The 12,644-nt window shown below is 68.8% G+C and carries 11 protein-coding genes; 5 read left to right on the top strand and 6 right to left on the bottom strand.

Annotation, left to right across the window (positions count from 1 at the left end):
* Nucleotides 1-81: 81 nt before the first annotated feature.
* The 5 genes from gap to uvrC form a co-directional block, all read right to left on the bottom strand.
* Complete coding sequence (gene gap, locus G531_RS0112525) at nucleotides 82-1,083, bottom strand: type I glyceraldehyde-3-phosphate dehydrogenase (RefSeq protein ID WP_026927513.1); 1,002 nt, start codon at nucleotides 1,081-1,083, stop codon at nucleotides 82-84.
* Nucleotides 1,084-1,261: 178 nt separating this feature from the next.
* Nucleotides 1,262-2,245, bottom strand: coding sequence for a DNA-binding protein WhiA (whiA, locus tag G531_RS0112520; protein WP_026927512.1), 984 nt, complete (start codon nucleotides 2,243-2,245; stop codon nucleotides 1,262-1,264).
* 77 nt (nucleotides 2,246-2,322) lie between these two features.
* Nucleotides 2,323-3,288, bottom strand: coding sequence for a gluconeogenesis factor YvcK family protein (locus G531_RS0112515; RefSeq protein ID WP_373277315.1), 966 nt, complete (start codon nucleotides 3,286-3,288; stop codon nucleotides 2,323-2,325).
* Nucleotides 3,285-4,133 carry an RNase adapter RapZ gene (rapZ, locus tag G531_RS0112510; protein ID WP_281177511.1) on the bottom strand — a complete coding sequence of 283 codons (849 nt, stop codon included), beginning with the start codon at nucleotides 4,131-4,133 and terminating at the stop codon, nucleotides 3,285-3,287. The genes G531_RS0112515 and rapZ overlap by 4 nt, the downstream gene beginning before the upstream one ends.
* Before the next feature lie 137 nt (nucleotides 4,134-4,270).
* Nucleotides 4,271-6,262, bottom strand: coding sequence for an excinuclease ABC subunit UvrC (uvrC, locus tag G531_RS0112505; protein WP_026927509.1), 1,992 nt, complete (start codon nucleotides 6,260-6,262; stop codon nucleotides 4,271-4,273).
* Between the two features lie 101 nt (nucleotides 6,263-6,363).
* Between uvrC and G531_RS27010 the strand changes: the two genes are divergently transcribed.
* Nucleotides 6,364-6,843 (top strand): Rieske (2Fe-2S) protein, encoded by a 480-nt coding sequence (locus G531_RS27010; protein ID WP_081684094.1) that lies wholly within the window; start codon nucleotides 6,364-6,366, stop codon nucleotides 6,841-6,843.
* A gap of 16 nt (nucleotides 6,844-6,859) precedes the next feature.
* On the opposite strand, the gene uvrA is transcribed toward G531_RS27010, so the two are convergent.
* Nucleotides 6,860-9,916, bottom strand: a complete 3,057-nt coding sequence (gene uvrA / locus G531_RS22355) for an excinuclease ABC subunit UvrA (protein ID WP_035758799.1) — start codon at nucleotides 9,914-9,916, stop codon at nucleotides 6,860-6,862.
* Between the two features lie 59 nt (nucleotides 9,917-9,975).
* Between uvrA and G531_RS0112490 the strand changes: the two genes are divergently transcribed.
* From G531_RS0112490 to G531_RS22350, 4 genes are all read left to right on the top strand, one after another.
* On the top strand, nucleotides 9,976-10,692 hold the full coding sequence (locus tag G531_RS0112490; protein WP_081684093.1) for a maleylpyruvate isomerase family mycothiol-dependent enzyme: 717 nt from the start codon (nucleotides 9,976-9,978) through the stop codon (nucleotides 10,690-10,692).
* Nucleotides 10,683-11,618: a hypothetical protein gene (locus G531_RS0112485; protein WP_026927507.1), complete on the top strand. Its 936-nt coding sequence runs from the start codon at nucleotides 10,683-10,685 to the stop codon at nucleotides 11,616-11,618. The genes G531_RS0112490 and G531_RS0112485 overlap by 10 nt, the downstream gene beginning before the upstream one ends.
* A 50-nt stretch (nucleotides 11,619-11,668) precedes the next feature.
* Nucleotides 11,669-12,328 (top strand): MBL fold metallo-hydrolase, encoded by a 660-nt coding sequence (locus G531_RS0112480; protein WP_026927506.1) that lies wholly within the window; start codon nucleotides 11,669-11,671, stop codon nucleotides 12,326-12,328.
* Nucleotides 12,329-12,421: 93 nt separating this feature from the next.
* Nucleotides 12,422-12,644: hypothetical protein (locus tag G531_RS22350; RefSeq protein WP_035758798.1), on the top strand; the 223-nt coding region annotated here is incomplete at its 3' end.

Below are 12,644 nucleotides of genomic sequence, written 5' to 3'. Positions count from 1 at the left end.
TCGGATACAGCAGAACGGGGCCGCCGCCGGACGGCGTACGACCCCGCTCTGATGGGTTCACGGTGTGCGCGAACGAATCGCTCAGAGCTTCTCGCCCATCAGCACGGCCAGGTCGACCAGCCGGTTGGAGTAGCCCCACTCGTTGTCGTACCAGGTGACGATCTTGACCATGTTGCCGATGACCTTGGTCAGGCCGGAGTCGAAGATGGTCGAGTGCGGATCGGTCTCGATGTCCTTGGAGACGATCGGATCCTCGGTGTACGCGATCACCCGCGGGTTGGCCTCGGCGGCCTTCTTGACCGCGGCGTTGACCTCCTCGACGGTGGTCTCGCGGCTGGCCTCGAAGGTCAGGTCGACGACCGAGCCGGTCGGGGTCGGCACGCGCAAGGCGTACCCGTCGAACTTGCCCTTCAACTCCGGCAGCACCAGGGCGACCGCGGCGGCGGCACCGGTCTTGGTCGGGACGATGTTCAGGGCGGCGGCGCGGGCGCGGCGCAGATCCTTGTGCGGGCCGTCCTGCAGGTTCTGGTCGGCGGTGTAGGCGTGGATGGTGGTCATCAGGCCCTTGACGATGCCGAACTCGTCGTTGAGCACCTTCGCGATCGGGGCGAGGCAGTTGGTGGTGCAGGAGGCATTCGACACGATGTTGTGCTTGGCCGGATCGTATTCGCCGTCATTGACGCCGATCACGATGGTAATGTCCTCGTTCTTGCCCGGCGCGGAGATGATGACCTTCTTCGCACCCGCCTCGATATGGGCCTGGGCCTTGGTGGCGTCGGTGAAGCGGCCGGTCGACTCGATCACGATGTCGGCGCCGATCGCTCCCCACGGCAGCTGGGCGGGGTCCTTCTCGGCGTACGCCATGATCTTGTTGCCGTTGACGGTGATCGACTCGTCGTCGTGGCTGATCTCGCCGTCGAACCTGCCCAGAATCGAGTCGTACTTGAGCAGATGGGCGAGGGTGGCGTTGTCGGTCAGGTCGTTGACCCCGACCACCTGGACATCGGCCCCGGAGGCGACGAGCGCGCGGTAGAAGTTGCGGCCGATGCGGCCGAATCCGTTGATGCCAACCTTAACGGTCATACTGCTGTGCTCCTTGTGAGAGGGAGTTCCGGAGACGACTCCGGTTCTGCGATTGTCTCGGCAGGGCCAACTTTATCGAGCCGGTGTGCGCATTTTGGGTGGGGGTGGCAAGTGTGATGCGAGACACCTGCTGGGACGCCGACCGCGCCGGGGTCGACCGGGCCCGGGCGCGGAACCCTCAGTTGTCCTCGAGCAGCTCCGGGCTCAGCCCGGCCTCGGTGTTGGGGATGCCGAGTTCGTCGGCGCGCCGATCGGCGGTGGCCAGCAACCGCCGGATCCGGCCGGCGACGGCGTCCTTGGTGAGCGGCGGCTGGTGCAGCTGCCCGAGCTCCTCCAGGGAGGCCTGCTTGTGTTCCACCCGGAGTCGGCCGGCGGCGAGCAGATGGTCCGGAACGTCGTCGCCGAGGATCTCCAGGGCGCGCTGCACCCGGGCACCGGCGGTGACCGCGGCGCGGGCGGAGCGGCGCAGGTTGGCGTCGTCGAAGTTCGCCAGCCGGTTCGCCGAGGCGCGCACCTCGCGCCGGGTGCGGCGTTCCTCCCACACCTTGAGGGTGTCGACCACGCCCATCTGTTTCAGCAGCGAGGCAATCGCGTCGCCGTCGCGGACCACGGCCCGGTCGACGTTACGCACCTCGCGGGTCTTGGCGACCACGTTCAGCCGACGCGCGGCGCCCACCAGGGCGAGGGCCGCCTCGGCCCCGGGGCAGGTCACCTCCAGCGACATCGAGCGACCGGGTTCGGTCAACGAGCCGTGCGCGAGGAAGGCCCCGCGCCAGGCGGACACGCAGTCGCAGGTGCCGCCGGCGACCACATGCGGCGGCAGACCGCGGACCGGCCGGCCATGGGAATCGATCAGCCCAGTCTGCCGGGCCAACGACTCCCCGTCCTTGATCACCCGAACGACGTAACGGGTGCCGCGGCGCAGGCCGGAGGCATTCACCACGACCATTTCCGACTCGTGGCCGTACATTTCGCTGATCGCGGTCCGCAGCCGGCGGGCGGCGGCCCCGTGGTCGAGTTCGGCCTCGATCACCAGCCGGCCGCCGGCGATGTGCAGGCCGCCGGCGTACCGCAGGGTCGCCGCGACCTCGGCCGCGCGGCAGTGCGGCAGGGTGACCTCCAGCGCGGCCAGTTCGGTTTTCACCTGCTGTGTGAGTGCCATGTCAGTCCTCCCTGCGTGGCCAGTCATTGTTCTCGATCGTCCCGGCGGCGCACCGCCGTTCAGCCTAGCGGCTCGAATCACACCCCCATGATTTCGGCCATGATCGACGCCAGGCGCAGCGGATCGTGTCGGGCGGTGCCGTCGCGCATCGCCAGATCGGCGATCACCAGTTCGGCCCCGAAGGAGGCGGCGTACGACTGCAGGTGCCGGTCGTTGCCGACGAAGTGGGTGTCGGCGACCACATAGTCCAGCCGCAGGGTCGGCGCGTGTTCGGCCAGCAGTTCGATGTGCTGGGCCGGGGTGAATCCCTGGGTCTCACCGGCCTGGGTCAGATTGAGGTTCAGGATGCGCTTGGCCCGAGTGGTGACGATCGCGTCGGCCAGCTCCGGGACCAGCAGGTGCGGCAGCACCGAGGTGAACCACGACCCCGGACCGAGCACGATGAACTCGGCCTCGTGCACCGCCTTGATCGCCTCCGGGTGCGCCGGCGGATCCTTCGGCTCCAGCCGCACCGCCCGCACTTCGGCGGCGGTGGTCGCCACCTTGTACTGGCCCCGGATGGTGGAGATCTCATCGGGATGCAGCGGGTCCAGCCCGAGCACCTCCGCGACGATCTCCAACGGCACCGACGCCATCGGCAGCACCCGGCCGCGCGCGTTCAGCAGTTCGGCCACCATGTCCAGACCCTCGACCGGGTCGTCGAACTTCTGCCACAGCCCGGCGATCAGCAGGTTCCCGATCGCGTGGCCGGCCAGCGGGCCGTCGCTGACGAAGCGGGACTGCAGCACATCGGCCCAGGTCCGGCCGTCCTTGTCGTCGCCGCACAGGGCGGCCAGCGCCATCCGCAGATCGCCCGGCGGCAGGCAGTTGAACTCCTTGCGCAGCCGGCCCGAGGAGCCGCCGTCATCGGCGACGGTGACCACGGCGGTCAGCCGGTCGGTGACCCGTCGCAGCGCACTCAGCGACGCGTACAGGCCATGGCCCCCACCGAAGGCGGTGACCGGCGGCAGCCGGTCGAATGCCAGGTCGAAACGTCGTCTCACTCTTTCCCCACATCCCGGTGCAGCACCTTGGTCGGCATTCCCCGCGCGCGCAGCTTGCGGCCCAGCTCCTCGGCCATCGCGGTCGAGCGATGCTTGCCGCCGGTGCAGCCGATCGCGATGGTCGCGAACCGCTTGCCCTCGTTCAGGTAGCCCTCGGCGACGGTCAGCAGCAGCGCCTCCAGTTGCACCAGGAAGGGCCCGGCCGCCGGTTGGGTGAGCACGTACTCGCGGACCGGCTCGGTCAGCCCCGAATGCGGCCGCAGTTCGGGCACCCAGTGCGGGTTCGGCAGGAACCGGACGTCGATCACCATGTCGGCGTCGATCGGCAACCCGTTCTTGAACCCGAAGCTCATGATCGTCACCCGCAGCCGTTCGGAGGACTCCCCCTCGTAGGCGTGCGAGACGCGAGCATTGAGCTGGTGCACATTCATCGACGAGGTGTCGATCACGAGGTCGGCGGCCGCCCGCAGCGTGGCCAGCAGCTGGCGCTCGGCGCGGATCCCGTCGAGCAGCCGCCCGTCGCCCTGCAGCGGGTGCGGTCGACGCGAGGATTCCTGGCGCTGCACGATGATCTGATCGGTCGCCTCGACGAACAGGATCTCGGGAACGGTCCCGGCCTCCTCCAGTTCGGCGAACACATCGGGCAGTTGGTCGAACAGGCCCCGGCTGCGCACGTCGAGCACGGTGGCGATCCGGGTGAATCCCTCGTCCCGGGCCACCTGATACAGCGTCGCGAGCATCGCCGGCGGCAGATTGTCCACCACGTACCAGCCGAGATCCTCCAGCGCGTGGGCAGCCGTACGCCGGCCGGCGCCCGACATGCCGGTGACCACCACGACGCGAATGTCATCCGGGGCCGGTTCCGCGGCCGGCGGCACCTGCGGGGCGGGCAGCGGATTCTCGGCGAGGGCATCGGGTCCGGCGGGGTCGGACACCACCGGGTGCGGGTCGGGTCGGGTCACAGGCCCATTATGGACTCGGCTCATCCGAGGACCTCCCCGGTGGTCACGTTGACCGCGGGCTGGGGCTGCTGACCGGCCAGGGCCGCGACGACCGCTTCGGCGGTCCGGGGGCCGAATCCGGGCAGGGCGGCGATCTCCTCGGCGGTCGCGGCGCGCAGCTTCTTCAGCGAGCCGAACTCCTTGAGCAGGGCCTTGCGGCGGACCTCGCCCAGGCCGGGCACGTCGTCGAGCGCGGACTCGACCATGGCCCTGGACCGGCGGCCCCGGTGGTGGGTGATCGCGAACCGGTGCGCCTCGTCGCGGACGCGCTGCAGCAGGTAGAGGCCCTCGCTGGTGCGCGGCAGGATCACCGGGTATTCGTCGTCGGGCAGCCACACCTCCTCCAGGCGTTTGGCCAGGCCGCAGACCGCGACCTTGCTGATGCCGAGTTCGTCCAGCGCGTCCTGTGCGGCGGCGGCCTGGGATTGGGCCCCGTCGACGACGACCAGCGCCGGGGCGTACGCGAACTTGATCGGTTTACCGGTCTGCGGGTCGACCAGCAGCGCGGTGTCGGCCCCCGTCTCCCCGGTGGGCGCGGCGGCAGCGTCCAGATCGGCCCGGGCGGCCAGCGCAGCCCGGTCGTCGTGCAGCCGGCGGAACCGACGGGTGATCACCTCGTGCATGGCCGCGACATCGTTCTGGCCCTCGAAGCCCTTGATGATGAAGCGGCGGTACTCGCTCTTGCGGGGCAGTCCGTCCTCGAAGACGACCATGGACGCCACCACCTCGGTGCCCTGCAGGTGCGAGATGTCGTAGCACTCGATCCGCAGCGGGGCCTCGGGCAGCCCCAACGCCTCCGCGATCTCGGCCAGGGCCCGGTTCCGGGTGGTGAGGTCGGAGGCCCGTTTGGTCTTGTGCCGGATCAGCGTCTCAGCGGCATTGCGGGCGACCGTGTCGAGCAGGGTCCGTTTGTCGCCGCGCTGCGGAGCACGGAGCTGGACCCGGCCGCCGCGCCGCTCGCTGAGCATGTCGGCGATCGCCTCGGCGCTGGCGGGCAGTTCGGGCAGCAGGACCTCGCGCGGGATCGCGGCGGGTTCGGCGTCGACGTAGAGCTGGGCCAGGAAGGTCTCGATCAGTTCGGCGGTGCCGGCGTCGTCGACCCGGTCGGCGACCCAGCCGCGTTCGCCCCGGATCCGGCCGCCGCGGACGTGGAAGATCTGCACGGCGGCCTCCAGCGGGTCCTCCGCCAGGGCGATCACATCGGCATCGGTCCCGTCGCCGAGGACGACCGCGTTGCGTTCCATGGCCTTGGTCAGGGCGGCGATGTCGTCGCGATACTTGGCGGCGAGTTCGAAGTTGAGGTCGTCGGCGGCCAGCTGCATCCGGGTCTCCAGCCGCCGGATCAGGTGGGTGGCATGCCCGCCCATGAACTGGCTGAAGTCCTCCACGATCGCGCGATGGTCCTCGGCACTGATCCGGCCGACACAGGGGGCCGAGCACTTGTCGATGTAGCCGAGCAGGCAGGGCCGGCCGCTGCGTTGGGCGTTGTTGAAGGTGCCCTTGGAGCACGAGCGCATCGGAAACACCCGCAGCAGCAGATCGACGGTTTCCCGGATCGCCCAGGCCTGTCCGTAGGGTCCGAAGTAGCGGGTGCCCTTGCGTTTGGCGCCGCGGCCGACGAACACCCGCGGGAACTCCTCCGACCAGGTGATCGCCAGCCACGGATAGGACTTGTCGTCGCGATACTTCACGTTGAACCGCGGGTCGTACTCCTTGATCCAGGAGTACTCCAGCTGCAGCGCCTCGACCTCGTTGCCGACGACGGTCCATTCGACCTTGGCGGCGGTGGTGACCATCCGGCGGGTCCGCTCGTGCAGCGAGGACAGATCGGCGAAGTACGAGTTCAGTCGGGAGCGCAGGTTGATCGCCTTGCCGACGTAGATCACCACGCCGTGTTCGTCGCGGAACCGGTAGACCCCGGGCGAGGTCGGGATCGCCCCGGGCGCGGGGCGATAGGTACTCGGATCAGCCATGCCCACCAGAGTAGGCGGCTCGACAGACGGTTTCGGTCCGTTCCGGCTGGGGGCACGACGTAGCCTGGACCGGCATCGTTGTCAGCCCCCTGGAGGTCCAGATGTCCGAGGTACCCGAGTCCGCACCGACCACCGACGCTGCGGCGCCGCAGGGACCGGAGCGGACCGGACCGAGCCGGCGTACCGTGCTGCGCGGGGTCGGCATCGCTACCGTGGCGACCGCCGGGGTGGCGCTGACGGCCTGTGCGGGGCGCCAGCCCACTCCCCCGGTGGACTACGGCAGCACTCCGCCGGCCGGGACCGTGGAGATCCCGAAGGCGGATGTTCCGGTCGGCGGCGGCGTACTGCTGCAATCCCCGTACGTGGTGACCCAGCCGACCTCGGGTGATTTCAAGGCGTTCAGCAAGACCTGCCCGCACATGGGCTGCATGGTGACCTTCGTCCGGGGTCAGTCGATCGTGTGCGCCTGCCACGGGTCGGAGTTCGCGATCACCGATGGGCACCGGACGCTCGGACCCGCCACCAGGGGACTGACCAGCGTCCCCGTGGTGGTCGACGGGGACAACCTCAAGGTCGGTTGACCGGCGACGGCCGCTGCTACGTGGCGGTCGTCGTCTTCTTCGCTGCCGTGGTCTTCCGGGCGGTCGTCGTCTTCTTCGCGGCGGTCGCCTTCTTCCCGGTGGTCGTCTTCTTCGCGGCGGTCTTCTTTGCGGGGGTCTTCTTCGCGGTGGTCGTCGCCTTCCGCGTCGCCCCGTTGCGCGGCGCGGCGACCTCCAGCGGCAATTCCTCGGCCGGCTCGGCCAGCGGCACCCGACGGCCCTCGAGCAGGGGTCTGAGGTACTGGCCGGTGTAGGACTCGGCACAGTCGGCGACCTGCTCCGGGGTGCCCTCGACCACCACCTGGCCACCGCCCCGGCCCCCTTCGGGACCCATGTCGATGATCCAGTCGGCGGCCTTGATCACATCGAGGTTGTGCTCGATCACCACCACGGTGTTGCCCTGGTCGACCAGTTTCTGCAGCACGGCCAGCAGGCGCCGGATGTCCTCGAAGTGCAACCCGGTGGTCGGCTCGTCGAGCACATAGATCGTCCGCCCGGTCGCCCGCCGCTGCAGTTCGGCGGCCAGCTTGACCCGCTGCGCCTCACCGCCGGACAGCGTGGTGGCCGGCTGCCCCAGCCGGACATAGCCGAGGCCGACCTCGTTGAGGGTCTTGAGGTGCCGGGAGATCAACTGGAACGCATCGAAGAAGTGCGCCGCCTCCTCGATCGGCATGTCGAGCACCTCGGCGATCGACTTGCCCTTGTAGTGCACCTCGAGGGTCTCCCGGTTGTAGCGCGCCCCGTGGCACACCTCGCAGGGCACGTACACATCGGGCAGGAAGTTCATCTCGATCTTGATCGTGCCGTCGCCCATGCAGTTCTCGCAGCGGCCGCCCTTCACGTTGAAGGAGAACCGGCCGGGCTGGTAGCCGCGGACCTTCGCCTCGGGCGTCTCGGCGAACAGTTTGCGGATCCGATCGAACACGCCGGTGTAGGTGGCCGGGTTCGACCGCGGGGTCCGCCCGATCGGGGACTGGTCGACATGGATGATCTTGTCGACCAGTTCGGTCCCCGACAGCGACCGGTGGTGCCCGGGCACGGCCTTGGCGTGGTAGATCTGCTTGGCCAGGGCGGTGTAGAGAATCTTGTTCACCAGGGTGGACTTGCCCGATCCGGAGACCCCGGTGACGGCGATCAGCTTCCCCATCGGGAAGGACACGTCGACGTCGCGCAGGTTGTTCTCGTACGCCCCGTGCACGGTGATCTGCTTGCCCGTCCCCCGTCGCCGGTACGCCGGCAGCGCAATCTCGCGGCGCCCCGACAGGTAGGCGCCGGTGAGGGACTCGGTCGAGGTGAGCAGGTCGGCGACCGGACCCGAATACACCACGTGCCCCCCGTGCTCGCCGGCGCCGGGCCCGATATCGACGGCCCAGTCGGCGGCCCGGATGGTGTCCTCGTCGTGTTCGACGACGATCAGGGTGTTGCCCATGTCCCGCAGCCGCACCAGCGTCTCGATCAGCCGGTGATTGTCCCGCTGGTGCAGGCCGATGCTGGGCTCGTCGAGCACGTACAGCACCCCGACCAGCCCGGATCCGATCTGGGTGGCCAGCCGGATCCGCTGCGCCTCACCGCCGGACAGGGAGCCGGCCGACCGGGACAGCGTCAGGTAGTCCAGGCCGACGTCGAGCAGGAACTTCAGCCGCGCCCGGATCTCCTTGAGCACCCGGGCGGCGATCGCCTCCTCCCGCTGGGACAGCTCCAGCTCGCCCAGGAACGTGGCGGCCTCCTCGATCGACAGGTCACTGAGCTCGGCGATGTTGCGACCGCCGACGGTGACCGCCAGGGAGGTCGGCTTGAGCCGGGCCCCGTGGCAGGCCGAACACGGAACCTCGCGCATGTAGCCGGCGAACCGTTCCCGGGCCGCGTCGCTGTCGGCCTCGTTGTGGCGCCGGTGCACGAAATGGATCGCACCCTCGAAGTTGGCGGAGTAGGAGCGTTCCCGGCCGTACCGGTTGCGGTAGCGCACGACCAGCGGTTCCTCCTCCCCGTTCAGGATGAGGTCCTGGATGGTGGCCGGCAATGCCTCCCAGGGGGTGTCCATGGAGAAGTCGCGAGCCTGGCCCATCGCGGTCAGCAGCTTGCCGAAGTAGTCGGCCACGTGGGCACCGGCCCAGGGCGCGACCGCTCCCTCGGCCAACGACTTGGACCGATCCGGGATGACCAGATCCGGGTCGACCTCCATCTTGGTGCCCAGGCCGGTGCACTCGGGGCAGGCCCCCCAGGGCGCGTTGAAGGAGAACTGACGCGGTTCGAGTTCCTCGATCGAGATGTCGTGCTCGTTGGGGCAGGCCATCTTCTCCGAATAGCGGCGCTCGCGCTCGGGATCGTCGGCGGGCCGATCGACGAACTCGACCCCGACCACCCCATTGGCCAGCCGCAGCGCGGTCTCCACCGAATCGGTGAGCCGCTGCTTCGCGGTGGGCTTGATCGCGATGCGGTCCACCACCGCGTCGATCTGGTGCTTCTGCTGTTTGTTCAGCGTCGGCGGATGGGTGAGCTGGTGCACCGTCCCGTCGACCCGGACCCGGGCGAAACCGTCGCCGGCCAGTTGGGAGAAGACTTCGAGATGCTCGCCCTTGCGCCCGCGGACCACCGGGGCCAGCACCTGGAACCGGGTGCCCTCCGGCAGCGCCATCAGCCGGTCCACGATCTGCTGCGGGGTCTGTCGCGCGATCGGTTCCCCACAGACCGGGCAGTGCGGCCGCCCGGCCCGGGCGTACAGCAGGCGGAGGTAGTCGTGCACCTCGGTGATCGTGCCCACCGTCGAGCGCGGATTCCGGCTGGTCGATTTCTGATCGATCGACACCGCCGGGGAGAGGCCCTCGATGAAGTCGACGTCGGGCTTGTCGGCCTGATCGAGGAACTGGCGCGCATAGGAGGACAGCGACTCCACATAGCGCCGCTGCCCCTCGGCGAAGATCGTGTCGAAGGCCAGCGAGGACTTGCCCGAACCCGACAGGCCGGTGAACACGATCAGCGAGTCTCGGGGCAGGTCGAGGGAGACATTGCGCAGGTTGTTCTCCCGCGCTCCCCGTACAATCAGGCGATCATCCACGCGTTCGAGAGTACGGGGTGGCGCTGACAGTTATTGACATCTCCCATACCGTGGGGGCTATGACATCTCGACTCGAGGCGGCCACCAGAGACGTAACGGCCGTTCGGCAGGAGATGCACCGGGCGACCACGGTCCTGCTGCGGGACACGATCTCGGTGACCGACGACCAGTGGCGGGGCCCCTCCCGGCTCCCCGGCTGGTCCCGCGGCCATGTCGCCACCCATCTGGCCCGCAACGCCGACGCCTTCACCCGGCTGGTGAACGGGGTCCGGGTCGGCGTACCGGCCGAGATGTACACCGTGGATCGGGACACGCTGATCGACAACGGGGCCGGTCGCTCCGGGATGCAGTTGCAGGTCGACCTGGACACCAGCGCCGACCAGTTGTTCAACGCGTTCCACACGCTGGGTGAGGATCACTGGAACCAGCAGGTGTCCCTGCGCTCCGGCGCGGCGATCCCGGTCCGGGCGCTGCCGCTGGCCCGGCTCACCGAGGTGGTGGTGCATCACGTCGACCTGGACATCGGTTTTCGGCCCGACCGGATCCCCGAGCATGTCGCCGCGGCCGGCCTGGCCTGGACGCTGTCCCGGTTGCAGAGCGAGCGGATGCCCGCGCTGCGGCTGGTGTCGACCAGTTCGGACCTGCGCCAGACGGTCGCCGGCCACGGCGACACCGTCGAGGTAACCGGAACCACCGCGGATCTGTTGTGCTGGATCGCCGGGCGTGGCGGCCGGGTTCGCGGAGGGGACTCGGTTACGCTGCCAGCGTGGCGGTGACTCTTCCCCGTTTCGGCGTCGCGCTCCTTGCACTCACCGGTGTTCTGCTGGCCGGATGCACCGAGCCCGCCCCGCCGGACTATCTGCAACCTGCTCAGGGCCGCAAGGCGGTCAAGCGGGTGACCGACGCTGCCGAGGACTCCGCGATCCGGGTCGATCTGGGTCGGCGCGAGGTCACCGTGCAAGTGGTGAAGAAACAGGTCACCCAGCAATGGGCCCAGTTGGAGGGCTACCAGGGGCCCGAGCAATTCGGAATCCGGCATGACCTGCCCGCGACGGCCCGCCCCTTCACCCCGAGCAACCTCGACTTCGAAGGCCTGGCGACCCGGTTGGCAGCCAGCGAGGCACCGAAGAACTGCACCGAGCGCGGCCTGCACATCGAGGCCGTGGCCACCCGCAGTGACCCGAACTATCGCCTCTACTGCCTGGACACCTCGGTGCACGTGTGGCTCGACCCGGATCTGCAGCCCTACCAGCAGGGCATCGACATCCGTTCGGCCGCGGGACTGCAGACCGCCCTCACCGACCTGCGGCGGGTCGCCGGCAGCACCACGATCAACAACTTTGCGATCCAGTACGGCGGCACGGGCGATCAGGTGAGCATCGAAGTGCCGGGCGAGTGCGGGAACTCCGTCGACTGCCCGGCCTTCGAGTTGAGCCGTACGCCCCGGATCGACCGGGACGCACCGATCGCCACTCGCGCGGTCACGCCGCGGCTGAACTACGTCACCCCGATCGGGTTCGACACGATCGACCCGAACAGCCTGTACGAGGTGATCCACTCGTTCCGGCTGGAACACGGAATCAGCGATACCGCCCGGCTGACGATCATGGTGTACCAGGTGGGTGAGCAGCCGCGGGTGGAGTTCGCTTGGGGGAAAGCTAACGTTGCCTATACGGATCTGGCCGGACGCCCGGTGGCCTGAGTTCTGCACAGCTGCGTTCGAGCTCAGCCGGCACAACTCAGGAGGTAGCGATGCCGCACGGACATGTGGAACCCGGAACCGGGTCGTGGACCCAGTCGTTGGACGGGCCGTTGAGCCTGACCAAGTTCTCGGTCAACCCCGCCGACAACAACGTCTATCTGATCTCCGGCCCCGACAGTTCGGTGCTGATCGACGCCGCCAATGACGCTCCCCGGATCGCGTCCTTCCTCGGGGACCATCCGGTGCAGACCATCGTCACCACCCATCGCCATCCTGACCACATCCAGGCGCTGTCCGAGATCGCTGCGGCCACCGGCGCCCGGCTGGTGTGCGGCGAGCCCGACCGGGACTCGATCGAGGCCGCCACCGGAACCTCCCAGGAGCCGGTCTGGACCGGGAGCCGGATCGAGCTGCCCGCCGGGGCCCACCTCGATGTCGTCGGTGCGGTCGGCCACACCCCGGGCGCGATCATGCTGGCGTACGCCCCGGATGAGGGGCCGGCACGGATCTTCGCCGGTGATTGTCTCTTCCCCGGCGGGCCCGGGAAGACCGGGAATGCCCACGATTTCGCGTCCCTGATGAGCGACCTGGAGACCAAGATCTTCAACGTGTACCCGGACAGCACGATTGTGCATCCCGGCCACGGGGACGACACCACCCTCGGTGAGGAACGGCCGCACCTGGCCGAGTGGCGCGCTCGCGGCTGGTGACATTGCTGGGTCACCCATCCGCTTTTTGATCAGGTTCCGTCGCTGGGCGGGTTTCGGGCAATTTTTGTCGGTGGGCTCGGTTTGAATGGGAACATGAGTTCGATAAAAGCTCCACCCGGGTACGCCGAGGCCGCGGCGGCGTTACGGCATGTTCATGAACAGGAGACCGCGATCGAGGTCGCGAAACTGATCGCGGTCGCCGCGATGTGTGATCGGTATCGGGTCGATGACTCCGTGATTGTGGAGGGGTGTGAAGAGACCATGGTCTACGGCGCCGACGGCACCCCCGCCCTGGGCGCGTTCCTGTCCCTGGAAG

The sequence above is a fragment of the Granulicoccus phenolivorans DSM 17626 = NBRC 107789 = JCM 15570 genome (genome assembly GCF_000423085.1).
In the GTDB taxonomy this organism is placed as follows: domain Bacteria; phylum Actinomycetota; class Actinomycetes; order Propionibacteriales; family Propionibacteriaceae; genus Granulicoccus; species Granulicoccus phenolivorans.
This window is presented reverse-complemented; position numbering and strand designations above follow the sequence as displayed.

What these genes read in the sequence shown, in the direction of transcription:
- G531_RS0112490 (WP_081684093.1), top strand. Translation starts at nt 9,976, where the DNA reads ATGACATCTCGACTCGAGGCGGCCACCAGAGACGTAACGGCCGTTCGG.
- G531_RS27010 (WP_081684094.1), top strand. Translation starts at nt 6,364, where the DNA reads ATGTCCGAGGTACCCGAGTCCGCACCGACCACCGACGCTGCGGCGCCG.
- uvrC (WP_026927509.1), bottom strand. Translation starts at nt 6,262, where the DNA reads ATGGCTGATCCGAGTACCTATCGCCCCGCGCCCGGGGCGATCCCGACC.
- whiA (WP_026927512.1), bottom strand. Translation starts at nt 2,245, where the DNA reads ATGGCACTCACACAGCAGGTGAAAACCGAACTGGCCGCGCTGGAGGTC.
- G531_RS0112480 (WP_026927506.1), top strand. Translation starts at nt 11,669, where the DNA reads ATGCCGCACGGACATGTGGAACCCGGAACCGGGTCGTGGACCCAGTCG.
- gap (WP_026927513.1), bottom strand. Translation starts at nt 1,083, where the DNA reads ATGACCGTTAAGGTTGGCATCAACGGATTCGGCCGCATCGGCCGCAAC.